This window comes from Seonamhaeicola sp. ABD4_175 (genome assembly GCF_056160885.1).
The window spans coordinates 110,714-136,279 of the sequence record NZ_JBSWYC010000001.1 but is presented as its reverse complement, the minus strand read 5'-3'; the positions used below and the strand labels follow the sequence as shown (position 1 = coordinate 136,279).

At 31.7% G+C, this 25,566-nt stretch carries 19 protein-coding genes; 13 read left to right on the top strand and 6 right to left on the bottom strand.

The features are described 5' to 3' along the window. Nucleotides 1–15 precede the first annotated feature (15 nt). Both ACXAG4_RS00470 and ACXAG4_RS00465 read right to left on the bottom strand, forming a co-directional pair. Nucleotides 16–2,235 carry a RelA/SpoT family protein gene (locus ACXAG4_RS00470; RefSeq protein WP_475295225.1) on the bottom strand — a complete coding sequence of 740 codons (2,220 nt, stop codon included), beginning with the start codon at nt 2,233–2,235 and terminating at the stop codon, nt 16–18. Between the two features lie 62 nt (nt 2,236–2,297). Next, nucleotides 2,298–2,876, bottom strand: a complete 579-nt coding sequence (locus ACXAG4_RS00465) for a non-canonical purine NTP diphosphatase (RefSeq protein ID WP_475294120.1) — start codon at nt 2,874–2,876, stop codon at nt 2,298–2,300. Nucleotides 2,877–3,106: 230 nt separating this feature from the next. On the opposite strand from ACXAG4_RS00465, the gene ACXAG4_RS00460 reads away from it, so the two are divergent. The 3 genes from ACXAG4_RS00460 (at nt 3,107) to hpf (ending at nt 6,875) form a co-directional block, all read left to right on the top strand. Then, nucleotides 3,107–6,034 (top strand): PAS domain-containing sensor histidine kinase, encoded by a 2,928-nt coding sequence (locus tag ACXAG4_RS00460; RefSeq protein WP_475294119.1) that lies wholly within the window; start codon nt 3,107–3,109, stop codon nt 6,032–6,034. A gap of 11 nt (nt 6,035–6,045) precedes the next feature. Next, the gene (locus ACXAG4_RS00455) at nt 6,046–6,462 is read left to right on the top strand and encodes a response regulator (protein WP_475294118.1); all 417 of its coding nucleotides are present in this window, start codon (nt 6,046–6,048) and stop codon (nt 6,460–6,462) included. Nucleotides 6,463–6,575: 113 nt separating this feature from the next. Continuing rightward, entirely contained in the window at nt 6,576–6,875 is a 300-nt protein-coding gene (gene hpf / locus ACXAG4_RS00450) for a ribosome hibernation-promoting factor, HPF/YfiA family (RefSeq protein WP_475294117.1), read from the top strand. Between the two features lie 30 nt (nt 6,876–6,905). Here hpf and rlmH read toward each other — a convergent pair whose 3' ends face one another. Next, nucleotides 6,906–7,379: a 23S rRNA (pseudouridine(1915)-N(3))-methyltransferase RlmH gene (gene rlmH / locus ACXAG4_RS00445; RefSeq protein ID WP_475294116.1), complete on the bottom strand. Its 474-nt coding sequence runs from the start codon at nt 7,377–7,379 to the stop codon at nt 6,906–6,908. Nucleotides 7,380–7,506: 127 nt separating this feature from the next. Between rlmH and nadC the strand changes: the two genes are divergently transcribed. From nadC to priA, 3 genes are all read left to right on the top strand, one after another. Beyond that, the gene (nadC, locus tag ACXAG4_RS00440) at nt 7,507–8,364 is read left to right on the top strand and encodes a carboxylating nicotinate-nucleotide diphosphorylase (protein WP_475294115.1); all 858 of its coding nucleotides are present in this window, start codon (nt 7,507–7,509) and stop codon (nt 8,362–8,364) included. Between the two features lie 83 nt (nt 8,365–8,447). Beyond that, nucleotides 8,448–9,374: a YihY/virulence factor BrkB family protein gene (locus tag ACXAG4_RS00435; protein WP_475294114.1), complete on the top strand. Its 927-nt coding sequence runs from the start codon at nt 8,448–8,450 to the stop codon at nt 9,372–9,374. Then, on the top strand, nt 9,374–11,830 hold the full coding sequence (priA, locus tag ACXAG4_RS00430; protein WP_475294113.1) for a replication restart helicase PriA: 2,457 nt from the start codon (nt 9,374–9,376) through the stop codon (nt 11,828–11,830). Before ACXAG4_RS00435 ends, priA begins: the two co-directional genes overlap by 1 nt. 83 nt (nt 11,831–11,913) lie before the next feature. Here the strand turns inward: priA and ACXAG4_RS00425 are convergent, their stop codons facing one another. Beyond that, the gene (locus ACXAG4_RS00425; protein ID WP_147131013.1) at nt 11,914–12,609 is read right to left on the bottom strand and encodes a LytR/AlgR family response regulator transcription factor; all 696 of its coding nucleotides are present in this window, start codon (nt 12,607–12,609) and stop codon (nt 11,914–11,916) included. A 200-nt stretch (nt 12,610–12,809) separates the two neighbouring features. Between ACXAG4_RS00425 and rpsF the strand changes: the two genes are divergently transcribed. The 7 genes from rpsF to hisS all read left to right on the top strand — a co-directional run bounded on the left by rpsF (nt 12,810) and on the right by hisS (nt 20,347). Then, nucleotides 12,810–13,148, top strand: a complete 339-nt coding sequence (rpsF, locus tag ACXAG4_RS00420; protein WP_147131011.1) for a 30S ribosomal protein S6 — start codon at nt 12,810–12,812, stop codon at nt 13,146–13,148. Nucleotides 13,149–13,150: 2 nt separating this feature from the next. Beyond that, nucleotides 13,151–13,447, top strand: a complete 297-nt coding sequence (rpsR, locus tag ACXAG4_RS00415; protein WP_147131009.1) for a 30S ribosomal protein S18 — start codon at nt 13,151–13,153, stop codon at nt 13,445–13,447. A 13-nt stretch (nt 13,448–13,460) separates the two neighbouring features. After that, nucleotides 13,461–13,913: a 50S ribosomal protein L9 gene (rplI, locus tag ACXAG4_RS00410; protein ID WP_475294112.1), complete on the top strand. Its 453-nt coding sequence runs from the start codon at nt 13,461–13,463 to the stop codon at nt 13,911–13,913. 132 nt (nt 13,914–14,045) lie between these two features. Then, complete coding sequence (locus ACXAG4_RS00405) at nt 14,046–17,180, top strand: TonB-dependent receptor (protein ID WP_475294111.1); 3,135 nt, start codon at nt 14,046–14,048, stop codon at nt 17,178–17,180. A 61-nt stretch (nt 17,181–17,241) separates the two neighbouring features. Beyond that, nucleotides 17,242–18,108: a glycerophosphodiester phosphodiesterase family protein gene (locus ACXAG4_RS00400; protein WP_475294110.1), complete on the top strand. Its 867-nt coding sequence runs from the start codon at nt 17,242–17,244 to the stop codon at nt 18,106–18,108. A 24-nt stretch (nt 18,109–18,132) separates the two neighbouring features. After that, entirely contained in the window at nt 18,133–18,600 is a 468-nt protein-coding gene (locus tag ACXAG4_RS00395) for a DUF6495 family protein (protein WP_475294109.1), read from the top strand. A gap of 124 nt (nt 18,601–18,724) precedes the next feature. Continuing rightward, nucleotides 18,725–20,347, top strand: a complete 1,623-nt coding sequence (gene hisS, locus ACXAG4_RS00390) for a histidine--tRNA ligase (protein ID WP_475294108.1) — start codon at nt 18,725–18,727, stop codon at nt 20,345–20,347. 62 nt (nt 20,348–20,409) lie between these two features. Here the strand turns inward: hisS and ACXAG4_RS00385 are convergent, their stop codons facing one another. Together ACXAG4_RS00385 and ACXAG4_RS00380 are read right to left on the bottom strand one after the other, a co-directional pair. Then, nucleotides 20,410–23,652 (bottom strand): DUF8202 domain-containing protein, encoded by a 3,243-nt coding sequence (locus tag ACXAG4_RS00385; protein ID WP_475294107.1) that lies wholly within the window; start codon nt 23,650–23,652, stop codon nt 20,410–20,412. A gap of 228 nt (nt 23,653–23,880) precedes the next feature. Beyond that, nucleotides 23,881–25,452, bottom strand: coding sequence for an alpha-L-fucosidase (locus tag ACXAG4_RS00380; protein WP_475294106.1), 1,572 nt, complete (start codon nt 25,450–25,452; stop codon nt 23,881–23,883). Between the last annotated feature and the right edge of the window lie 114 nt (nt 25,453–25,566).

Here is a 25,566-nt window from a genome sequence, read left to right as displayed (position 1 = left end):
AAATTTACACTTTTTTTACACTCTAGTAACCTTATCTATACCATTAATTTTTTTTAGTTTTTCAATAAGCTTTTTTATGGTGTTGTTATTTTTAACTACAAGGTTTATTTTTCCTGTGAAAAGCCCATCATTACTTTCAAAATTTAAGCTTTTCATATTTACATTCATGTTAGATGAAATTATTTTAGTTATTTCATTAACTAAGCCCATATTATCTATACCGGTGATAACTATTTTACCTAAAAATTCTTGTTGTGTAGAGTCTACCCATTTTGCTGGCATAATGCGGTAGGCGTAGTTAGATTGTAGGCTTATTGCATTTGGACAGTTTTTTTTGTGAACTTTTATGCCATCGGAAACTGTTAAGAAACCAAAAACAGGATCGCCAGGTATTGGGTTACAACAATTGGCTAATTTATAGTCTAATTTTTCTTCTTCTTTACCAAAAACTAAAGAATCATACCTTACAGCAACGTCTTCTTTTTCTATATCATCTTTTTTAACAGTGGCCTTTCTTGTAATTTTATTTTTAATAAAACTCATTAAGGCATTGCTTCTAGATGATGCAAAGTTTTTTAGCATGGTATTGTCTATACTACCATTGCCAATTCTATAAAATAAATCTAAACTTGTTTTTAGTTTGAAATAGTTAACAAGCTCATTGGTTGATGCTTCGTTTAATGTAATTTTAAGTTGTTTTAATTTGCGCCTTAAAATTTCTTTTCCTTCTTCGCCAATGCGTTTTTTGTCTTCTCTTAGAGCCGATTTTATTTTACTTCTAGCCCTGGCGGTTGAGGTATAATCTAACCAGTTGGGGTTTGGTTTTGCGGTTTCAGAGGTTAAAATATCTACTTGATCGCCACTTTTTAACTCATGGCTAAGTGGTACTAATTTACCATTAACTCTGGCGCCACGGGTTTTCATGCCAACTTCAGTATGAATATTGAAAGCAAAATCTAGTGCGGTGGCACCTTTTGGTAGAGATTTTAAATCGCCTTTAGGTGTGAAAACAAATATTTCTTTTGAATATAGGTTTAGTTTGAACTGCTCAACAAAGTCTACCGCATTGGTTTCGGGGTTTTCAAGTGCTTCTTGTAAACGATTAATCCAAGCGTCAAGGTTGTCTTCTTTTTCACTGTCTTGTTTGTATTTGTAGTGTGCAGCATAGCCTTTTTCGGCTATTTCATTCATGCGTTCGCTTCGTATTTGTACTTCAACCCAACGCCCTTTGGGGCCCATAACGGTAATGTGTAATGCTTCATACCCCGTGGTTTTTGGAGATGAAATCCAATCACGCAATCGTGTTGGGTTTGGCCTAAAATGATCAGTTACAATAGAGTATATTTTCCATGCAAAAAACTTTTCGTTTTCAACATCACTTTTATATATAATTCTAATAGCAAACTTATCATACACTTCATCAAAAGAAACCCCTTGTTTTACCATTTTTCTTTTAATAGAGAAAATAGATTTAGGTCTTCCTTTTATGGTGTAATTAAAAAGTTCTTTGTCTAATGATTTTTTTATAACATCACTAAACTGCTCAATATACTTGTCTTGTTCTTCTTTACTTTCTTTAATTTTACCTAAAATATCATAATAGGTATTGGGCTCGGTGTATTTTAAGCCAAGGTCTTCAAGTTCGGTTTTAATATTATAAAGCCCTATTCTGTGCGCTAATGGTGCGTAAATATATAGGGTTTCAGAGGCTATTTTTTCTTGCTTGTCTGGACGCATAGAGTCCATGGTTTGCATGTTGTGAAGCCTATCGGCAATTTTTATAATTATTACCCTAACATCATCGTTTAAAGTAAGCAGCATTTTTCTAAAATTTTCTGCTTGTAAAGACACATCCATGTCTTTTTCTTTACTTAAAGACGATATTTTTGTTAGCCCATCTACAATGGTGGCAACTGTTTTGCCAAAGCGTTTTTCAATGTCTTCAATATTGTAATCGGGGCTGTCTTCAACAACATCGTGCAGTAAGGCAGCGGCAATTGATGTGCCATCTAAACCAATTTCTTGTGCTACAATTTTTGCAACTGCTAAAGGGTGAAAAATATAGGCTTCGCCAGATTTTCTTCGTTGGTTTTTATGCCCATCTAGAGCTACTTCAAAAGCGCTTCTTATAAGTTTTTTATCGTCATCAGAAAGCGTGGTGTAGCTTACCTTTAAAAGCTCTTTGTAGGCTTTTGTAATTGCTGCATTTTCTATTTCAATTTCTTCGGCTGTCATCATAGATTAAAGGTAACATAAAGAAAATTAACAACCAATAGGCATGGTGGTTTTTGTGTGGTTTATTTTATGGTTGACAAAAATTCAACTAACAAATTAATAGCTTTACCTCTGTGGCTAATTTGGTTTTTGGTAGTTAAATCCATTTGAGCAAACGTCTTGTTGTGGCCATTGGGTTTAAAAATGGGGTCATAACCAAAGCCTTTTTCTCCTTGTTTTACTTGGGTAATTTGCCCTTTGCAAATACCGGTAAATGTTTCTGTTTTATTATTTAAATTTAATGCAATAACAGTTTTAAACTGCGCATTACGGTTAGTGTTGTTGTTTAAGTCTTGCAGCAACTTAGTCATGTTGTCTTCGGCGTTTTTTTGTGGGCCAGCAAATCTTGCTGAATATACACCAGGTGCACTATTTAAAGCTTCGGTTTCTAAGCCTGTATCATCAGCAAAACAATTATAATTGTAGTTGTTTTTAATGTATTCGGCTTTTTGTTTGGCATTGCCTTCTATGGTTGGTTGGGTTTCAGGTATATCTTCAAAACAATTAATATCTTTTAAGCTAAGTAGTGTAATATGGTTAGGTAATAAAGCTTGTACTTCTTTTAGTTTGTTTAAATTGTTTGTTGCAAAAACGAGTTTCATTGTTTTGATTTTTAAAGTAATAATGATGTTTTTATTTATAAAACTATATGTTTTTTTAAATATCTTTGTAGCTTTAAAAGTAAAGTTTTTCTAACAAAAAAATCCTCTCAACTTTTTTGTTAGTTTTTTAATGCAATTTTAATATTTGGGTTGAAATTTATAAAATACTTTTAATTTTTTTTATTTAAGAAGAAGGTAAGTTGCTGTTTTAGTTTTAAATTAAAGCAGATATGATTAATACCCAACATAAAATTAGAAAAGGGGCGCTCCTTTTTATTGTTACCAAAATATTGGTGTTAATAATAGTTTTACTAATTATTGATGGGAATATTAGTGAACGAAAAAAAGACAATGCACTTATAACAAGCGCTAATCAGCAAATAGTTTTAAGTAAAAAAATATCTCAAACAATAATTACGCTGCAAAAAAGTGTAGCAACTTCTAATAATTTTGATGAAATACCAAGTTTAGCAAAAGCTTTAAAACAATTTAAAAGTACTCAAAGTTTATTAACTAATCATATTAATTTACAACAAAACAATGATGTTTCAGCAACTCTGCTAAAACAAAGCAAGCTATATTTTAATAGTATAGTTTCATCAACCAATAACGTTATTAACTACCCTAATAAAGAAGTTATATCAAGCTCATTAAATACTATTAATATAGCCAAAAGCAAATATGAAGCAATAATTATAAAATTATCGCAAAATTTAGAGCAACAAGCATCAAATAATTTAAATGGTTTAATGCATACTGTTTGGTTTTTGGCAATTATGTCTGGTGTCATTGTAATAGGTTGCTTCTTATTAATACTTGGGCCTTTATTTAGGCAATTCATTAAAAAAAATAAAGAATTAATTAAGGCTCAAAAAGAAATTGCATTTACTAAGCAAAAAATTAAAGGTAATTTATCTCAGGTTTCAAAATTGAAAACCGATATAGAAATACAAGAACGTTTTAATAAAATATTAATAGAACAAGCTCCCACATCTATAGCTATGTTAGATACCAATATGGTGTATATAGCAGTATCGCAAAAATGGAAAAAAGATTACAAAAAAGAAGGAGAAACAATAATAGGAAAATCGCATTACGAGGTGTTTCCTGAAATTGGAGACGATTGGAAAAAAAAGCACCAAGAATGTTTAAATGGTGCTGTTGATGCTTGTGATGAGGCTCCTTTTGTTAGAGAGGATGGCACTGTGCAGTGGATTTTCTGGGAGGTAAGGCCATGGTTTAAAGCCGATGGAGCAATAGGCGGCCTTATAATGTACACCGGCGATATTACAGAACAGCGCAAACAACGTTTAGAAAAAAAACGCGCCGAAGAAATTATAGAAAATACCAATGGAGTAGCAAAAATAGGCGCGTGGGAGCTAGATTTAGTAAAGCAAACAGTGTATTGGAGCAAAATGGTTTGCCAAATACATGAGGTTCCTATTGATTTTACTCCAGAATTAAATACCGCTATAAATTTTTACAAAGAAGGAAAAAGTAGAGATACTATTACAGCAGTTGTAAATAATACTATTGAAACTGGAGAACCTTATGATGTAGAGTTAGAAATTATTACCCAAAAAGGCAACTTAAAATGGGTAAGAGCCATTGGACAAGCAGAGTTTAAATTGGGTGAATGTGTTAGGGTTTTTGGTGTTTTTCAAGATATAACCAAGTCAAAAAATACTGAGCAAGAATTATTACGAAAAAATACACTTCTAAATCAAGCCGAAGAAATAAACATGATGGGGCATTGGGTACTTAACCAAGAAACCAATAAAATGCGTTGGTCTACAAGTATGTATAAAATAATGGGGGTTAATGATAGTGTGCAAAACCCTACGCTAAATACTATTTTAGAAAGAGCACATCCTGATGATGTAGATAGACTAAAATTACATATAAAAACAGTTTTAGAAAATAAAATTGTAAACAGTGAAATTATATATAGAATTGTAATGCCTAATGGCAATTTAAAAACACTGCAAGTTAGAGGTGAAATTGAGTTAGATGAGCATAATAATATTCTTGAAGTTTTAGGAACATGCCAAGACATTACGCTTCAAAGAATGGCAGAACTAAAATTTAGAGGCTTGCTAGAATCTGCACCCGATGCAATGGTTATTATAAATGACGAGGGCAAAATTCAAATTATAAATAAACAAACTGAAAAATTGTTTGGTTACAGCCCTAGCGAACTCATAAATAAACCTGTAGATGTGTTAATACCTAAACGTTTTAGTAAAAAACATAAATTACACACACAAGGTTTTTTTACAAATCCAAAATCAATAAATTTATTAGAAACCTCAGAGTTTTATGGTATTAATAGGTTTGGAGAAGAGTTTCCTGTGCAACTAAGCATAAGTCCGTTAGAAACAGAAGAAGGTTTATTAGTCTCGGCTGCTATAAGAGACATATCTGTGCAAAAAGAAGCAGAAACACGTTTAATAAAATCAAAGGAAAACCTTGAGGTTTTAGCAGATAAATTAGGAAAACAAAATACCCAGTTGGCAGATTTTGTTCAAATTACCTCGCATAATTTACGCGCACCAGTAAGTAATTTAAATGCACTTTTAGATTTATATAATACTGCTGAAGATAATGAAGAAAAACAACTTTTGTTTGGTAAGTTTGAAAAAGTAATAGGTCATTTAACATTAACTTTAAGCACCTTAGTTGAAGCCTTAAAAGCTAAAAACGATAAAGCTGTAATTAAAACAGTGTTTTTTGATGAAACATTAAATAGAACAAAAGAGGTGCTAGCGGCACAAATTGCTGAGAAAAATGCAATTATAACCGATGATTTTTCACAAGTAAACAAAATATCATACAACAAGATATACTTAGAAAGTATTTTTCTTAACTTAGTTGAGAATGCCATAAAGTATAGTGCAAAAAATAGAACCCCAGAAATTCACGTGAGTTCAGAGCTAGTTGAAGGTAAAGTGGTTTTAAAGTTTAAAGATAACGGCCTGGGGATAGATTTAAAAAAGCACGGGCACAAATTATTTAAATTAAACAAAGTATTCCATAGGCATCCAAACGCAAAAGGCGTTGGTTTATTTATGACTAAAGTACAAATAGAAACAATGGGTGGTTCAATAGCGGCAATAAGCGCTGTAAATGAAGGCACAACATTTATAATAACCTTTTAAATATAACAAAAATGAATAGCGCTTTAAATGTATGTGTAGTTGATGATGATGAAATATACCAATTCACAATAACAAAAATTTTAAAATCTATTGAAATTGCTGAAAATGTTACCATTTTTTCTGATGGCGAAGAAGCTTTTGATTTTTTAATTGATAATTTAAATAATGAAAAAGAATTACCCGATGTTATTTTACTAGATATAAATATGCCAATTATGGACGGTTTTCAGTTTATGGAAGAATACATAAAAATAAAACCTAAAGTTGGTAAAAAAATAACCATTTACATGGTGTCTTCATCTGTTGATCCTATTGATATTGAAAAAGCAAAAAGTATCAGTGAAATTTCAGATTATATTATAAAACCAGTAAGCCCTGGGCAGTTAAGAGCTATTTTAACCCAATTGCACGAAAATGGTAAAATTTAACGTGTAGTAAATTCACTTTAAAATGTAAAAGCCTCAGTATTTTTACATGACAAATCTCATCTTTTATCTGTAACATTCTTTTTAATTTTATACTTATAAAAAAAGAAAGAATTATGACAGTAAACATTCAATATGTTCATATGCAAACAAGTGATGCTATGAACCAGTACGTAACCGAAAAATTAAATAACCTTCATAAAAAATATGAATGGATAATTGGTGCACAAGTACATTTTGAAGTAGAACATAATGCCAAAACTAAAGGCAAAATATGTAAAATAGAATTAAGTGCACCAGGACCCCGAATTTTTGCAAGTTCAAACGAAGAAAATTACGAAGAAGCTGTAAAAGAAACCATTAAAGATTTACAAATTCAGCTTAAAAAACGCAAACAAGTTTTTCATAATTATTAATAGTTTTTCAATAACCTTACCGCCAACAGATTATCTGTGGTGGTAAGGTTCATTTTTTAATATTGTAAAACCACGATATAGCTGCTCAATAAAAAATAAACGTACCATTTGGTGCGAAAACGTCATTTTTGATAAGGATACTTTTCCGTTGGCTCTAGCATAAACATCTTCTGAAAAACCATAAGGGCCACCAATAACAAATACTACATTTTTAACACCAGAGTTCATGTGTTTTTGTAAGTAATTAGCAAAATTAACCGAGGTAAATTGCTTACCATTTTCGTCTAAAAGTATTAAAGTATCGGCGTTTGAAATTTTACTTAAAATTAGTTCACCTTCTTTTTGCTTTTGTTGTACCTCACTTAAATGCTTGGTGTTTTTAATGTCTGGAATCACTTCAAAAGAAAACTTTATATAAAACCCAAGACGTTTAATGTATTCATTTATAAGTATTTGTAGTTGGTTGTTGTCGGTTTTTCCAATGGCAATAAGGCTTATAGTCATAATAATAAAAATAGCGTTTGTTAATTAAGAAATCTTTATTTAAAATCAGAAAAAATAAAAATTTCATAAATCTAAAATTTAAAAAAGTAAATCTATTTATTATTTTTGTGCGAAACCAATAAAAAATATGATTACACAAGAGCAGTTTGACCAAGAAGTTAGATCTATAATTGCAAATGCCATTAGAGAAGATGTTGGAGATGGCGATCATAGTTCTTTAGCCTGTATCCCAGAAAACGCTCGTGGGCGTGCAAAACTTTTAGTAAAAGATAAAGGTATTATTGGAGGGGTAAATTTTGCAAAGAAAATATTTGCCTACGTTGATAAAAACTTAAAGTTAGATGTACGCATTGAAGACGGTACAGAGGTTAAGTTTGGTGATGTTGTAATGTATGTTGAAGGCCCTTCGCAATCCATTTTAAAAGCAGAGCGTACCGTGCTAAATTCAATGCAACGTATGAGTGCTATTGCCACAAAAACAAGGCATTTTGTTGATTTGGTTAAGGGCACAAACACCAAAATTTTAGATACTCGAAAAACAACACCAGGCATTAGAGTATTAGAAAAATGGGCCGTTAAAATTGGTGGTGGTGAAAACCATAGGTTTGCATTATATGATATGATTATGCTTAAAGATAATCACATAGACTTTGCTGGTGGTATTACAAAAGCCATTGAAACATCTAAACTTTATTTAAGAGAAACGGGCCGAGATTTAAAAATTATGGTTGAAGCTAGAAATCTTATTGAGGTTGAAGAAATACTTAGGAATGATGGTGTTTTCCGTATTTTACTTGATAATTTTGATTATGAAGATACCAGAGAAGCGGTAAAATTAATTGGCGATAAGTGTTTAACAGAATCTTCTGGTAATATAAACGAAACTACCATTAGGCATTATGCAGAGTGTGGCGTAAACTACATATCATGCGGTGCTTTAACACACTCCGTTCATAACATGGATTTGAGTTTAAAAGCTATGTAATAATTGTAGTTTTAACCTAAATATTCTTATATCTGCAATTATAAATTTAATAACTTTGTATTACAAGCTAAATACAAAGTTATATGAGTAAACCCATTGAAGACAAACTAGAAAAAATACCTCTATTAAACGTCTTAATGCGGTTTTTAAAAAAAGTTAAGCTACCTGGTTTAGAAGGCTTATCGTTTTATGATTTGTTAGAGCTTTACATTATAGGTATAGTTAAAGGGGCATTAACAACCAGAGCAAGTGCTATTGCTTTTAGTTTTTTTATGGCACTTTTTCCGTTTTTGTTATTTGTACTGTTTATTATACCGTATATTCCTGTTGAGGGTTTTAAAGGTGAGTTTTTAGTGTTTTTAGAGTCGTTTTTACCACCAAACACATCCGATTTTTTTATAAATAATATTTTTGAAAACATAGACCAATCACAACGTGGTGGGTTATTATCATCTGTATTTGTATTGTCAATTGCTTTAATGGCAAATGGTGTAAATGCAGTGTTTTCTGGTTTTGAAAATTCTTACCATGAACAACTTACACGTAATGTGTTTAAGCAATATTTATACGCTTTAGGTATAGCTCTAATTTTAGCGTTTTTGTTAATACTAACTATTGCCTTTTTAGGGTATTTTCAAATATATGTAGTGCAAGGTTTATTAAATGCTTTTGCCGTTGATGCTCAAAATGTGTTTTGGGCAAATTTTGCTCAATATTTATTTTTTGTGGCCATGATATATTTAGCAACAGCAACATTGTATTATTTTGGAACCCACGAAGGCCGAAATTCAAAATTCTTTTCTGTGGGCGCAATTTTTACAACATTATTAATTATGCTTTCATCATATTTGTTTGGTATTTATATTGAAAATTTTGGACAGTATAATAAGCTTTACGGTTCTATTGGTGCTTTGTTAATATTGCTGTTTTACCTTTGGTTAAATGCAAATATTTTGCTGTTGGGTTATGAGTTAAACGCGTCGTTAAACAAACTTAAAAAAGGCGTTTAATGCAGTATTTTATTGATGTTATTTTGCCCGTACCACTTCAAAAGTTATTTACATATAGTATAACTGAAGCCGAATCTACTTTTTTAAAAGCAGGTATGCGTGTTGCAGTGCCTTTTGGTAAAACCAAAATTTACACTGGGTTGGTTTTTAAAATTCACAACCAAGCACCAACGGCTTATGAGGCCAAAGAAATTCATCAAATTTTAGATGAAAAGCCAATAGTAAATAATATTCAACTGCAATTATGGCAATGGGTTTCTACGTATTACATGTGTACATTAGGTGATGTTTTACGCGCAGCCTTACCAAGTGCATTTATTTTAGAAAGCGAAACTATAATTACAAAAAACAATAAAAATAAAATAGATGAAACTATTTTAAAAGATGATGAGTTTTTAATTTATGAAGCGCTTCACCATCAATCATCTTTAAAAATACATGATATTTCTAATATTTTAGATAAAAAAAATGTACTACCAGTAATAAAAAAACTCATTGAAAAAGAGGCTATTATTGTTGAAGAAGAAGTGTATGAAAAATATAAACCAAAATTAGTACGCTATGTTAAATTACATGAAAATTATACATCTAATAATCAGCTTCAAAATTTATTAGAAGATTTAGGAAGAGCACACAAACAAAAAGAAGTTGTGCTAAGTTTATTTTCATTGTCGGCCAAAACAAAAAAGCCTGTAAAAGCAACCGATTTAACAGAGGTTAGTGGCGCATCTTCAGCAATTATAAAAACATTAATAGATAAAGGTGTTTTACAAGAATACCACATTCAAACAGATAGAGTACAATATGATGGTGATGATGATAATGAAGCTTCAAAACACCTAAACAACCATCAACAAACAGCTTTAAACGAGATAAACCAAAGTTTTAAAACACATAAAGTTACTTTGCTGCATGGTGTAACATCATCTGGTAAAACCGAAATTTATGTAAAACTTATAGAAAATGTTTTAAAAGAAGGCAAGCAAGTTTTGTATTTATTGCCAGAAATAGCGTTAACAACGCAATTAGTAAGTAGGCTACAAAATTATTTTGGAGACCAAGTGGCTATTTTTCATTCAAAATATTCAAATCATGAACGTGTTGAGGTGTGGAATAACGTTTTAAATGCTTCAGCAAAATCAAAAATAGTGTTAGGCGCTAGGTCATCAATATTTTTACCATTTAACAATTTAGGCTTAATTTTAGTTGATGAAGAGCATGAGCAATCTTTCAAACAATTTGATCCGGCACCACGTTATCATGCTAGAGATACAGCTATAGTTTTGGCCGCATTACATAAAGCAAATACACTATTAGGTTCTGCAACACCAAGTTTAGAAAGTTACTTTAACGCAAAACAAAATAAATATGGTTTTGTTGAATTAATGCACCGTTACAATAATGTGCTTATGCCAGATATTGAATTGGTTGATATTAAAGATAAGCACAAACGTAAACGCATGAAAGGGCATTTTAGTGATAGGCTTATTGAAGAAATAACCGAAGTTTTAGATGAAAAAAAGCAAGTCATTTTATTTCAAAACCGACGTGGATATTCGCCAATTGTAGAGTGTAATACCTGCGGGCATTCACCACAATGCCCAAATTGCGATGTAAGTTTAACCTATCATCAATACAGAAGCCAATTACGCTGTCATTACTGTGGTTATGCTGTAATTATGCCTAAAACTTGTATGGCCTGTGGTAGTCCAGATATTGATAGTAAAGGCTTTGGTACTGAACAAATTGAAACTGAAGTAAAGCAATTATTTCCAGAGGCTAATGTTGCTAGAATGGATTTAGATACCACACGAGGTAAATTTGGTTACGAAAAAATAATAACCGCTTTAGAACAACAAGAAATTGATATTTTAGTAGGTACACAAATGCTAACCAAAGGTTTAGATTTTAGAAATGTAAATTTAGTTGGTATTATGAATGCCGATAACATGCTGAATTTCCCTGATTTTAGAGCGCATGAACGCAGCTACCAACTTATGGTGCAAGTAGCTGGTAGGGCAGGACGTACCGAAAAACGGGGTAAAGTGTTAATACAAACATACAACCCGTACCATAACATACTACAGCAGGTATCTATCAATAGTTATGTAGATATGTTTAATGAGCAAATGAATGAGCGTTATAATTTTAAATATCCGCCAATTTTCAAACAAATAAAAATTACATTAAAACATAAAGATTATAATAGGGTTGAAACCGCCTCTATTTGGTTTGCAAAATCACTTAGGCAATTATTTAATACAAATGTTTTAGGGCCAGAAGCACCGCCTGTAGCAAGAATAAGAAACCAATATCACAAAAACATTTTAGTTAAAATTCCTAAAAAGCAATCGTTATCAAAAACAAAAGAAGCTATTATTAAAATAAACAATAGCTTCTCTAGTATAAAAGATTTTCGGTCGGTTAAAGTAATCTTAAATGTTGATAACTTTTAGTGAAATAGAAATTTGCGTGCAAATTTCGTAATTGAATTTATCTCGAAGTTAAACGGGATTTCATTCATATATTTGTTGTTCGCTTAAATATTATTTAAAGCATCAACAAGTTGTGTTTTTTTGTTTCGGCTTAAAGGAATTTCATAAGCGCCAACTTCAACATTTTTGCTGTTAAACCTGTCAATTTTATCAAGGTTAACAATATAAGACTTATGGATTCTTAAAAATTTACCTTCTGGTAATTCAGCTTCAAAAGCTTTCATTGTAGAAAGTACAACTAAGCTGGTTTCTTCAGTAACTAATTTTACATAGTCACCTAAAGCTTCAATCCATTTAATGTCTTTTATATAAACTTTACGCTTTTTAAGGTTACTTTTAACAAAGATGTGCTCACCCTCTTCTTCGTTTTGGTTCATTAATAAGCGGTGGTGTTCTAAAGCTTTTTCTACAGAAGCATTAAAGCGTTCTCTAGTTATTGGCTTGTGCAAATAATCGGTAGCATCATAGTTAAATGCTTTAAAAGCATACTCAGTTTTACCGGTTACAAAAATAATTTGCGGTTTTTTGTTTAATACGTCTAATAATTCAAATCCGTTTAATACTGGCATTTCAATATCTAAAAAGATAAGATCTACTTGGTGCGTATTCAGTCCATTTTTAGTCTCTAAAGCGCTACTGTACTCTGCTATTAAATTAAGCGAAGGGTGATTTTCAACAAGCTTAACAATAGACAGACGTTGTATTGCTGAATCGTCTACTACTACACAGTTTAAAGTCATAACATTTTATTATTTCGGTTAAGATATCGACAATAGTACAAAAAATTACGGTAAACACCAAAAAACATCGATAAACAACATTTTTTAACATAATTTTAACAAAAATATTCTGCGTCACAATATAATGAAATTATTGTTGTTTTATATGTAAATATTATTTATTTTTGCAGCCAATTTTTTAACAATAAAATAGATTTATTATGAATCATTATGAAACTGTTTTCATCTTGAATCCCGTTTTATCTGAAGATCAGATAAAGGAAACAGTAAAGAAATACGAAGATTTTCTTGTTTCTAAAGGTGCTAAGATGATATCAAAAGAAGATTGGGGACTAAAAAAATTAGCTTACCCAATTCAAAACAAGAAAAGTGGTTTTTATCACTTATTTGAGTACACTGTTGCCGGTGAAGTAATTGGAGATTTAGAATTAGAGTTTAGACGTGATGAGCGTTTTATGCGTTATTTAACTGTATCGTTAGATAAACACGCAGTAGCTTGGGCAGAAAGAAGAAGAGAAAAACTTAAACAAAAAGCTTAATTATGGCATCATTAGATCAACAAGCAAAAGGAAAAAAAGACGGTGAAATTAGATATTTAACACCGTTAAACATTGAAACTAACAAACAAAAGAAATACTGTAGATTTAAAAAATCTGGTATTAAATATATAGATTATAAAGATCCAGATTTCTTATTAAAGTTTGTAAACGAGCAAGGTAAAATTTTACCAAGACGTTTAACAGGAACTTCATTAAAGTACCAAAGAAAAGTGTCTGTAGCTGTAAAAAGAGCACGTCACTTAGCTTTAATGCCATACGTAGCAGATTTATTAAAGTAAAATACCGATAACAATGGAACTTATATTAAAACAAGACGTTGAGAATTTAGGATTTAAAGACGATGTTGTAACAGTAAAGAACGGTTACGGTAGAAACTTTTTAATTCCAACAGGTCAAGCTATTTTAGCTACCGTTTCAGCAAAAAAAGTATTAGCTGAAAATTTAAAGCAAAGAGCTTTTAAAGAAAAGAAAATTATTGATGATGCCAATGCTACAGCTGAAGTATTAAAAGCATTAGAAATTAAAATAGCATCAAAAGTAGGTGCAGGCGATAAATTATTTGGTTCTGTAAATAATATTGATGTTGCTGCTGCCTTAGAAAAAGAAGGTCAAACAATTGATAAAAAATTCATCAATGTAATTGGTGGTAACGTAAAACGTTTAGGTAAATACAATGCTGTTGTGCGTTTACACAGAGAAGTATCTGTAGATTTACCTTTTGAGGTTGTTGCACAAGCAAATTAATGTTAACAAAAAGTTAATAAAATATTATCATAAAAAAAGGCTACTCAACTGAGTAGCCTTTTTTTTTAGTAATTTTGTACTGCATGTTTACTATGCATGCATAATAGACTAACTCATTTTAAAACAATTCACATGAAAAAATCAACTACTTTAATTTTCTTCTTGTTTTGTAGTTTACTTGGTTTTGCTCAAGTAACAACATCAAACATTAAAGGCCTTATTGTTGATGGCAGTTCAGAGCCACTTCCGGGGGCCAATGTTGTTGCTATTCATACACCAACAGGTACAAAGTATGGTGCAGCTACAAACTTTGATGGAAGATTTAACCTTTTAAATTTAAGAGTAGGTGGGCCTTACACCATTACTGTAAGTTTTATTGGCTACCAAGAACAAACATTTAACAATGTGTTTTTAACCCTAGGTAAAACACAAAATATTGATGTTACCTTAGCTGAAGACAGTCAACAGCTTGATGCTGTGGTAATTCAAGGTTCTGGCGGTACAGGTACTTTTGGTAGTGACCGTACAGGTGCAGAAACCAGTGTAGGTAGAAGAGAATTAACAAGATTACCAACAATTTCAAGATCGCAAGCAGATTTTACACGATTAGAACCAACAGCAAGTGGAGGTTCATTTGGTGGTAGAAATGACCAGTTTAATAACTTTTCATTAGACGGGGCTATTTTTAACAATCCATTTGGTTTAGATGCAGCAACACCTGGTGGGCAAACAGGAGCACAACCAATTTCGTTAGATGCTATTGATCAAATCCAAGTATCTACAGCGCCGTATGATGTAACACAATCTGGCTTTACTGGAGCCTCTGTAAACGCTGTTACTAAAAGTGGTACCAATGAATTTCATGGTACTGTTTATGGGTTTACCAGAAATGAAAAAATGACTGGTAAAAAAATTAAAGGTGAAGATGTTACGCGTCCAGATTTAAACCAAACGCAATACGGTGTAAGTATTGGCGGACCAATAATAAAAAATAAATTATTCTTTTTTGCAAATTTTGAAAAAGATGATAGAGATGATTTAGGAACCAACGGCTGGGTACCAAACACTGGCGCTAGTGGTATTAATGAATCTAGAGTTTTAGAAAGTGATTTAATAGCGGTTAGAGATGCGCTTTTAGCACAAGGTTATGATCCTGGAGCTTATCAAGATTTTACACACGCATCACAATCTACTAAAGGTATTTTTAAATTAGATTGGAATATTAACGATAAAAACCGTTTAGCATTAATTTATAACTTTTTAGATGCTTCGCAGCAAAAACCTGCGCATCCATCGGCTATATATCCACGTGGTCCTGGTGCTTCTACACTTCAATTTCAAAACTCAGGTTATGAGCAAGTTAATGAGTTAAATTCGGTGCAGTTAGAGTTAAATTCAACAGTCTCAGAAAGTGTTACAAATAAATTACAAGTTGGGTATTCACACTTTAATGATTTTAGAAATCCGTTTTCAACACCAGCACCAGTAATTAATATTTTTAAAGATGGATCGCCATACATTGTTGCAGGTCACGAGCCATTTTCAATAAATAATAAATTAGACCAAAAAGTAATTCAGTTAACCAATAACTTAAACTTTTTTAAAGGAAACCATACTTACACTGTTGGTTTTTCATTTGAAAAATTTGAGTTTGATAACTCCTTCAACTTAAAAGGTTATGGTTTTGATGTTTTTGGAAGTGTTGATATTAACGAATTTGATGCCGCTGCGTACGATTTTGCAGCAGCACAAGCTACTTTTAATGCAAGAAATGCGCAACCAGAAGGAACAGATGGTGGTTGGTTACTTGCTGAAACTAATGTAGGCCAATTAGCATTTTATTTACAAGATGAATGGGAAGTAAATGATAAATTCAAATTAACCTACGGTATCCGTTTTGATAAACCACTATTTTTTGATACCGCAGATAAAGCACAAAATTTTATTGATACTGATAATGGTGAAATTTATTTACCAGACACGCAATATTTTGATCCTAATACTGGCGAGCCTTTGTTAATAGATTCTACTCAAATGCCAGGTAACGATTGGTTAATTTCTCCAAGAGTTGGTATTAATTATGATGTTAATGGCGATAGCTCATTACAAATACGTGGTGGTACAGGTATATTTACTGGGCGTTTCCCATTTGTATGGATTGGTAACCAAGTAAGTGGTGTTGATGCATTTTTCTACCAAGCGGTAGATCCCGATTTTAAATTTCCACAAGTTTGGAGAACTAATTTAGGTATTGATAAAAAATTAGAAAACGGTATTATTTTAACTGCCGATGTATCATACACCAAAGATATTAACGGTGTGCATGTGCAAAATTGGGGATTAAATAAGCCAACTGGCCAACTACAAGGAGTTGATAACAGAGCTGTTTATGCAGATGCAGACCACGCAAAAGCTACATTACCTTGGGGAGAAGTTGTAAATGGTAACGCGTATGTTATGACAAATTCTGATAAAGGTAGAATTTGGAATGCCTCTTTAAAAGCTCAAAAAAGCTTTGATAACGGCTTGTATACAATGCTTGCATATAGTTATTTAAATGCCAAAGACGTAAATTCTATTGAAGCTGAAATTACCGGTGATGCCTTTAACGGAAATCCTGCTTTAGGCAATGTAAATAATGATGTGTTAAACTACTCAAAATATGGTGATACACACCGTTTTATAGGTGTTGCTAGTAAAAAATGGACGTATGGAAGTGATAAATGGTCTACTACAATTTCTACATTTTTTGAGTATGCTCAAGGAGGACGTTTTAACTACACTTACGGTGGAGATATTAATGGCGATGGTAGTGGTATTAATGATCTTATTTACATACCAACATCATCTGAAATTGGTCAAATGCAATTTGCTAATACTGCCGATGCGCAGGCGTTAGAGAATTACATTGCTCAAGATGATTATTTAAGCGACAGACGAGGTGAATACGCTGAGCGTTACGGAGCTTTAGCACCTTGGAGAGGACGTTGGGATATTAAATTATTACAAGATTTTAAATTTAATGTTGCTGAAGATAAAACAAACACGCTTCAACTAAGTTTAGATATTTTAAACTTTGGTAATTTACTAAATTCAGATTGGGGTGTTATTCAACAACCAAACAACACACAACCTATTGGTGTAACTTTTGATAATGCTGGCGCACCAGTTTATACCTTTAACGGTAACCAAACTAAAACCTTTGGTTTTGATTCTAGTTTGGCATCGCGTTGGCAAGCCCAAGTAGGTTTACGTTACATTTTCTAGAATACTAGTAGTAATATTATTAAATTTGCGCTTCTAAATTTAGAGGCGCATTTTTTTTATTATGAAATATTTACTAGTTTTTTTTCTTCTTCTGGGGCTATCATGTAAGCAAACAGCTAATCAAACAGAACAAAATAAACCATCGGCTTTATTAAGTTCGTTTGCGTATTCACCAAAAGCATCAACAATAATAAGTGTACATAGAGGCGGAAAAGGCATAAAGAATTATCCTGAAAACTGTTTAGAAACACTTCAATTTATTAACGATAGTATAAAAGGAGCCATCTATGAAATTGATGTAGCTTTAACTAAAGATAGTGTATTGGTTTTAATGCATGACAATGCAATAAACCGAACCACAACCGGAAACGGTAAAATTTCAAATTTCACTTACAAAGAACTTTCAGCATATTATTTAAAAGATGATTTTGGAAATGAAACACCATTTAAAATACCGTTATTTATTGATGTTTTGCAATGGGCAAAAAAGAATAATGTAATTTTAACGGTTGATATTAAACGAGGCGTTTCTGTGAAAAAAGTAGTAAATTTAATTAAAGAAGCGCTAGCTCAAGACATAGCCATAATTATAACTTATAGTATAGAACAAGCAGTAGCTGCTCATAAAGTTGCTCCAGAGTTACTATTATCAGTTTCAGCTAGAAACGAAAAGGAGCTTGATTGGTTAATACACTCAAAAATTCCCACCCAAAATATGTTAGCCTTTACAGGTACACGCTTATCATCAAAAACATTATATGATAAGATACATTCTTACGGAATAAAAACAATTTTAGGAACATTAGGTAACCTAGATAAACAAGCACAAGCAAAAAATGATTCATTGTATAAAGTATGGTCTAAAAACGGCATAGATATTATTGCTACAGACAGATCTTTTGATGCTTATAATGCAATAACCAATTAAAAAAATAATCTTTAAAGAGTTACAATGAAATATTCAAGATTAACAAAAGAACAATTTGAAGAACTACATAAAGAGTTTATAAACTTTTTGGCAACACAACAAATAACTGCCAGTGAATGGGAAAATTTAAAAGTAAATAAACCCGAATTGGCAGAAACAGAATTAGATGTGTTTAGTGATTTAATTTGGGAAGGTGTTTTAAACAAAGCTGAATATTTAGAACATATTTCGGCAAAACATATGTATTTGTTTTATTTAGGCGAAGAAAACATGCAAGCCATTGTTATTAACCTAAAAAATGATGTAGACATTACAACTACTGAAGGTTACAATTGGTTACGTGAAAATTTAATGGATGAAAATGTTGAGTTTTTACAGGCAAATAAAGATTACACCGAAGATAAAAACTTAGATAAGTTTAAAATGATAGAACAAGGCGCCGTAATTACTAAAGGCGATTTGTTTAAATATTTTAATAAACTTATAAATTAAGGTTTTATTCCTGCTAATGCAGGAACCTTTTTCAAGATAAACAGTTATTTTTGTTATTCCGTGTTTTAATACGGAATCTATTTTATAATTTTTAAAAGAGATACCTGTATTTACAGGCAGAATTATGGCTCAAAAACCAAGTATACCAAAAGGCACAAGAGATTTTAATCCAGAACAAGTAGCAAAACGCAATTATATTTTTAATACCATTCGTGCTGCTTTTGAAACGTTTGGCTTTCAACCCATAGAAACACCAAGTTTTGAAAACTCAAGTACTTTAATGGGGAAATATGGCGATGAAGGTGACCGCTTGATTTTTAAAATTTTAAATTCTGGTGATTTTTATAGTTCTATAATCAAGGATGATGCAGTTACACGATATGGGGTTGATGTTTTTTTTAAAATACTTAAAAAAATAATAGGAAATGATCAAGGAACACTTAGAAAATCTGTTGAAACTGAACTAAATGTAGGTTATGAAAAAAATGAAGTTTTTAGAAATGATTTAAAAAAATACATTTTTAAAATTAAAGAAATAGATTTTGAGAAGATTCTTCCTTTAAATGGAGAAGATAAGGAGAGGGTTGAAAAAATAATTTTATCAAATAGTATTAGGTTTATTCTTTTCAATTCAAAAACTCATATATCCAAAATCTCAGAAAAAGCATTAAGATATGATTTAACCGTGCCTTTTGCACGCTATGTTGTACAACATCAAAACGATATTGAATTTCCGTTTAAACGCTATCAAATTCAACCTGTTTGGAGGGCAGATAGACCACAAAAAGGACGCTTTAGAGAGTTTTACCAATGTGATGCCGATGTAGTTGGAAGCAAAAGTTTGTGGCAAGAAGTTGAATTTATTCAGTTGTACGATACCGTGTTTTCTAAATTACAGTTAGAAGGTGTTACAATAAAAATAAACAACCGTAAAATATTATCAGGTATTGCTGAAGTTATTGGTGCAAGTGATAAATTAATAGATTTTACAGTAGCCCTTGATAAGCTTGATAAAATAGGCGAGGAGAAGGTAAAAGAAGAAATGCTAAGTAAAGGTATTCCTCAAGAAGGTATTGATAAACTTCAACCTTTATTTACGCTTTCTGGTGCTTTTGAATCTCAAATAGAGAGTTTAAAAACTATTTTATCAACCTCAGAAGAAGGCTTAAAAGGCATTGAAGAATTGGCATTTATTGATAATGCCATTACTGCTTTAGGTTTAAAAACAGCAACTTTACAATTAGATGTTACTTTAGCACGTGGCCTAAATTATTATACCGGGGCTATATTTGAAGTTTCAGCACCAAAAGGCGTAAAAATGGGCTCTATTGGTGGCGGTGGAAGATATGACGATTTAACGGGTATTTTTGGTTTAAAAGATGTAAGTGGCGTTGGTATTAGTTTTGGTTTAGATAGAATTTACTTAGTGCTTGAGGAGTTGAATTTATTTCCTGAAACTGTAAATAAAAATGTTGAGGTTTTATTTATAAATTTTGGTGATAACGAAGCGCTTTTTAGTTTTAAAGCTATAAAACAATTACGCGCACATGATATTAATGCCGAATTATATCCTGATGCTGCTAAAATGAAAAAACAAATGATGCATGCTAATAAGCGTAATATTCCGTTTGTTGTTTTGGTTGGTGAAGAAGAAGTAAAATCAAACACTTACACGTTAAAAAACATGATAACTGGTACGCAAGACAACCTTGAATTATCTCAATTAATTAAAGCTGTAAAAAAATAAAAAGAAAAGCCCTTAATAAAAATAAGGGCTTTTCTTTTTTAAGGATTTATTCAGTATAAACACTAGTTTATTACTACTTTTTTAGAAATAGTTTTATCATCTATTTCAACGTTTAAAATATAAGTGCCAGATTGTAATTTTAAAGTTTCAACAGCAATGTAATCTTCATTGGTATTTAGGGTTTTATTAATAAATGATTGCCCTAAAATGTTGTGTAATGAAACAGATTTTATGTTTTCATTTATTGAATTAATAATAACAATTTGATTGCTATTATTAGCGTAATGTATTTGAAGATTTTTAGTTTCAAATGTTTCATTACTTAACGCGTTTGCGGTTGTAGTGCCAAACGTTAATTCAAATCTATCAAGATATTCTCCCGCATTCATGTAAGTTTGGTAATTGCTATCCTTTATGTTGTGGTATAAATTAAGCGCTTTATCATGTATGAAAATAGATTTATCTTCATCTATATTTTCTAAAGAATCAATTTTTAAAGTAATTAAACCCGCTTTATTAATTGTAACACCAAGTGGCAAAACTTGTGAACTATCAAAATTATTTACGGCCTGTATTATTAATTTTGAATTAAGTAAAAACCAGAAGGCATCCTCTTTGTTGTTTTCAATTAAAACACCTTCATAACCCAAATCAAAATTTGTTGTTGCATTGGCATCTGCACCTAAAAGCAGCTCACGATGATACCCTGTAGGTGTGCTTATTAATAAACGCAATTTTTGTCGGGTATCAGTTTCACTAATTTTACTGGTGATGTTTTTCAATTTTTCAGATTCATGAGCTTTTACTTCTTCTTTTTTGAAAGTTCTTTGGGTATTATTAAAAGTAATTTTTCCGCCGCTAACAGTTGTGTTATTAATATTACTATTTACTGTTGAAGATACAATAAATCCTTGCCCAACAGAAACCTGTTTACTAGGTGCTGTTGTTTGCTTTATATTGGGTGTATTTAAGCGTGTATTGTGTGTAAGTGCCTTAACGCCGCCCATTAATGTGTACATTGCATAACCACCGTTATACTCTAATGGTTGGTGTGAGTTTGCAGCAAAATGATCCCAATAATAAATGGTGCCATTAATAATATTTTCAGTGTTATTTCCGCCGTTTAAAACCGATATGTTATCTTTTATAAATACATCAGCATCAATAGCAGATGGATACGGATTTCCAATTAAATAGTTGTTGTTAGCAACAATGTTTAAGTTAATATCACCATTATTTGGTTGCCCTTTAAACACATAATTTTGGTTGGTGTTATTTGTTCCCGGCCCTTTCATAGTAAAGCCTTCACCAGCTTTAATGGCACCTGTACTTCTAACATGTTGCCACTGCGAGCAATTTATGTTAGGGTTGTTGGCGTATTTCCAAATCCAATAATCGGCAATTTTAACAGGCGATGATGTGCCGTTATACCCCGATGTTAAAAAACCGATATTATCTAAAACACTTTTTGCAGTATAATTTGTATTACTAGTAGGGGCAACGGGAGATGACCAATAGTTATAAGTATACGTGTTTGCTGTACCTTGTTGGTTTAGTTCTAAAGAGCCAATGCTACTAGAATCATAAAAACTACCAAGTGTTTGTATAAGTTGAGATTTACCTTCTAAATCAATACTACCGTCTATTTTTAAATAATGCGTAACAGTTAAAGCGTACCCTGTTTTATCATTGTTGTTGCCAGTTAAAACTAAAGATCCGTTAGGGTTTACAATTAATCCCAAAACATTTCTATCGCCGTTATTTTGTTCAGGAATTAAATTGTTATTATCATTACTTAAAGTAGTATTGTGATTGATAACAGCTATAGCATTGTTAATGGTTTGGTTTGAAAAACTACAAGATTTTGCGCCAGGGCTATATTGCACATTACCGTTAAGCCACGTATTTGGGTTGTCCCAATGGCCATTTTGAGCTGTTTGGTAAGGCAAAGGAGCTGTTTGTGGTTCCAATCCATTAAAGTTAATCATATAAGCATCGTTATTGTATTTTGATGCGTCTTTTATACTTCCAAAAACCACTGTGTTCATAGGGTAATAACCCAATAAATCTTCCCAAGAAACTGTATTAATATCATTTTTTTCTGTTGAAGCGGGCAGTACTTTACCCGCAACATTACATTGAGCATCTTCTTTAATTTCTTGATTCATAATGAACCGAATTTGGTTTGCGGTTAAAGCAGTTTTCCAAATTCTAATTTCATCAATACTACCATTAAAATAATTTTTTGGAGTTTTATGGTTTGAAGCACCAATTAAAAAATGGGCATCGTTGCTGTTTTCTATAGCAGGTTTTGTTGATGTTTGACTTTCCAGAATACCATCAACATAAAGCATAAACGTGTTGCTATTACTGTTGTAAGTTACTGCAAAATGAAGCCATTGGTTTTTTAAAATAGCTGTTGAAGCTTCAATATTATAACTGTTATTATTGTTTTTCCAAGTAAATTTAAACGTGTTGTTAATTGTTGTTGAAACATTATAACCATTAGTGTTGTTAAGTTTTGAAACAATATCAAAGTTACCATTTGAAGCCAATTTTACCCAACCACTAAGCGTAAAGCTTGTATTGTTTAAATTGTGAACATTGCCAGCGCTTAAAAATGAATGTGTGTTTTGAAATGAAGCTGCTCTAGGGATTTCTGGTGTTATTTGAGTTGAAGCAAACGTAACATATTTAGTACCTGTAAAATAAAAACTAGCCTCAAGTTTTGTGCTGTTAGCTTTCATAGTTACAGATGTTACATTACTGGTGAAATTTTCATCATCGGCAATTAACATCACATAAGTACTATTGCTACTTTTTGTACTTAAAACCAAGTGTTCAGGAATTGAAATTTTAATAGTAGGTATAGTATCTGTAACAACAAATTTCCAAATTCTTGCAATAGCTATAGCGCTAACATTGGTTGCCGTATTAGGTGTTGAAGCACTGTAATTTACGGTTATTGTAGATGCCGTTGATGTACTTTTGTTATTATGCCCACATGCAAGAAAACTTTTGTTGTTAAAAAAAGTTTCGGTGTTTAATGTTGCTATTGTTTTAATGCCAATGGTAATATTGTTATTTGCAGCCTGAGATTGTTTTTTATTTAAGTTTGAAGCATCATCTCTACCAATTACAATTACGTTATTGTTATAATTTGCATTTTCAGATATATTCCAAATATTATTACCACTAGAATCCGTGTAGTTTTGGGCTGTATTATTTTGTGAAAATATTAGTGTACCGAAGCACAATAATATTTGCAAAGGCAAATACCTTGAAAGAGGGACAATTATTTTCATTATTGGTTAAGTTTTTAGCTTTGGGGGCTAATTACTCGTCAAAAGTATAAATAACATCTTTTAAACGCAAAAATAATCGACTAAGTGTTGTTTTTGTTTTTGTTTTGAAAGAATAAGGCTTCTTTTTTATGTGTCTTTTCAATAGAGGGAATAATTTATAATGATATTCATAAAAAAACCTCAGATGATTAGTCTGAGGTTTTAAGCTTTTATTGAAAAGAGATATTGTTAATCTACATGAGCATCAACAGCACCACCAATATTGTTTTCAGTATAGCCTTCTAGCGTTATTTTGTAAGCATGCGCATAATTTGAAGGATAATTTTCTGCAGCATTAATTATAAGGCCTTCATCATTTCTTTCCCAAGTAATAGTTTCATTACTACCTAAAAGTTCAATGCTTTCAATTTTTGAATTTAAAAGACCAATTTGTTTGCTAAAAGATTTAATAACTGTTTTTTCAGAAGGTTTATCCATTACAATGGCATAAAATTCTTTGTCAGATTTTTTAGTAAATCTTATATCTTTATTAGTGTATTCAATTTTTAATTTTTCAACTTTATGGCCACCTTCAGGTAATCTTGTTGGACCTTCGCCAAAAATAGTATAAGGTCTTGTGCCATAAATAGCATCTCCGTTAACTTCTAACCAAGCGCCCATTTCAGTTAATAAATTAGCCATAACATTAGGAATAGTACCGTCAGGATTTGGCGGAACATTTAATAACATTAGCCCGTTTTTTGATACAATATCAACAAGAATATCAATAAGTTCATTAGGTGTTTTAAATTTGGCACCTGGTCTGTAAAACCAAGCCCCTGGTGATGTATCTGTTAACCAAGCATTTTCTTTAGGTTGGTTTGGGCGGCCTCTTTCATAATCTTTAACAGCAGCATTTTCATTAAATGTGGTTTCTTTGTAGCAAACCACTACGTCTTTTCCCCATTCTAAACCTTTGTTATAGTAATACGCTAAAAATTCTGTTCTACATTCTTCAGTCATGTTTTCCAACCACCAGTCAAACCAAATTAAATCGGGTTGATAAACATCAATAAACTCTTTTAATTTTGCCCACCAATCTGCATAAAACTGTGCGTCAGGAGTATCAGAATCTATGGGGTGTGGGTTGGTGTATAAATCATAATCTTTAGGGTTTATACCGCCATGTGCGTGTGCTAGCGCAAAATATTTCCAAGTAAAAGCATGATGAAAAGACCCCATAAATTTCATGCCTCTGGCTTCAATTTCTTTTTTTAATTGGGCAGAAGGATCAATACCACCATAATTCATAGAATTCCATCGTGTAGATTTTGCATCCCACATAGCAAAATTATCATGGTGCATAGCTACTGGTCCTGCAAATTTAGCACCAGATTTTTCAAATAATTCGGCCCAAGCTTTGGCGTCAAAACCAGAAGGATTAAATTCTTCAATTATATGTTTATATCCGTATTTTTTTGGATTTCCATATTTCTTTTTGTGATGAATGTAATTATTTGATGGTTTTCCGTTTTTGGTAGGTACTTTTTTGCCATCTTCATACATTTTCATTCCGTGCCAACCAGCATACCACGTATCTGGATCTCCACCTACAAAAGCATTACTAACAGGGCCCCAATGGGCATAAATACCAAACTTAGCATCTTGAAACCAATCTGGTGTGGCATTTACAGTGTTAACAGATTCCCAAGTAGCTTTGTATGGTTCTTTTTTTGTGTTTTGTGCATTTAAGTTTAAGGCAACGTTTAAGCCTAAACCTAAAAGTAATGATAATTGGCGCGTTTTTTTAGTTAATCGCATTTTAAGTGTTTTTTTATTAATTGAAATATCTTTTATTCTTTTTAAACGAGATACCTGACAATACAAAACTAAATGTAAACCAAAGTAAGTTTTAAGACATATGATTTAGTTTAG

Bases quoted from the DNA above. Each gene is read 5' to 3' on its own strand.
- ACXAG4_RS00470 (WP_475295225.1), bottom strand. From the start codon at position 2,235: ATGACAGCCGAAGAAATTGAAATAGAAAATGCAGCAATTACAAAAGCC.
- ACXAG4_RS00465 (WP_475294120.1), bottom strand. From the start codon at position 2,876: ATGAAACTCGTTTTTGCAACAAACAATTTAAACAAACTAAAAGAAGTA.
- ACXAG4_RS00460 (WP_475294119.1), top strand. From the start codon at position 3,107: ATGATTAATACCCAACATAAAATTAGAAAAGGGGCGCTCCTTTTTATT.
- ACXAG4_RS00455 (WP_475294118.1), top strand. From the start codon at position 6,046: ATGAATAGCGCTTTAAATGTATGTGTAGTTGATGATGATGAAATATAC.
- hpf (WP_475294117.1), top strand. From the start codon at position 6,576: ATGACAGTAAACATTCAATATGTTCATATGCAAACAAGTGATGCTATG.
- rlmH (WP_475294116.1), bottom strand. From the start codon at position 7,379: ATGACTATAAGCCTTATTGCCATTGGAAAAACCGACAACAACCAACTA.
- nadC (WP_475294115.1), top strand. From the start codon at position 7,507: ATGATTACACAAGAGCAGTTTGACCAAGAAGTTAGATCTATAATTGCA.
- ACXAG4_RS00435 (WP_475294114.1), top strand. From the start codon at position 8,448: ATGAGTAAACCCATTGAAGACAAACTAGAAAAAATACCTCTATTAAAC.
- priA (WP_475294113.1), top strand. From the start codon at position 9,374: ATGCAGTATTTTATTGATGTTATTTTGCCCGTACCACTTCAAAAGTTA.
- ACXAG4_RS00425 (WP_147131013.1), bottom strand. From the start codon at position 12,609: ATGACTTTAAACTGTGTAGTAGTAGACGATTCAGCAATACAACGTCTG.
- rpsF (WP_147131011.1), top strand. From the start codon at position 12,810: ATGAATCATTATGAAACTGTTTTCATCTTGAATCCCGTTTTATCTGAA.
- rpsR (WP_147131009.1), top strand. From the start codon at position 13,151: ATGGCATCATTAGATCAACAAGCAAAAGGAAAAAAAGACGGTGAAATT.
- rplI (WP_475294112.1), top strand. From the start codon at position 13,461: ATGGAACTTATATTAAAACAAGACGTTGAGAATTTAGGATTTAAAGAC.
- ACXAG4_RS00405 (WP_475294111.1), top strand. From the start codon at position 14,046: ATGAAAAAATCAACTACTTTAATTTTCTTCTTGTTTTGTAGTTTACTT.
- ACXAG4_RS00400 (WP_475294110.1), top strand. From the start codon at position 17,242: ATGAAATATTTACTAGTTTTTTTTCTTCTTCTGGGGCTATCATGTAAG.
- ACXAG4_RS00395 (WP_475294109.1), top strand. From the start codon at position 18,133: ATGAAATATTCAAGATTAACAAAAGAACAATTTGAAGAACTACATAAA.
- hisS (WP_475294108.1), top strand. From the start codon at position 18,725: ATGGCTCAAAAACCAAGTATACCAAAAGGCACAAGAGATTTTAATCCA.
- ACXAG4_RS00385 (WP_475294107.1), bottom strand. From the start codon at position 23,652: ATGAAAATAATTGTCCCTCTTTCAAGGTATTTGCCTTTGCAAATATTA.
- ACXAG4_RS00380 (WP_475294106.1), bottom strand. From the start codon at position 25,452: ATGCGATTAACTAAAAAAACGCGCCAATTATCATTACTTTTAGGTTTA.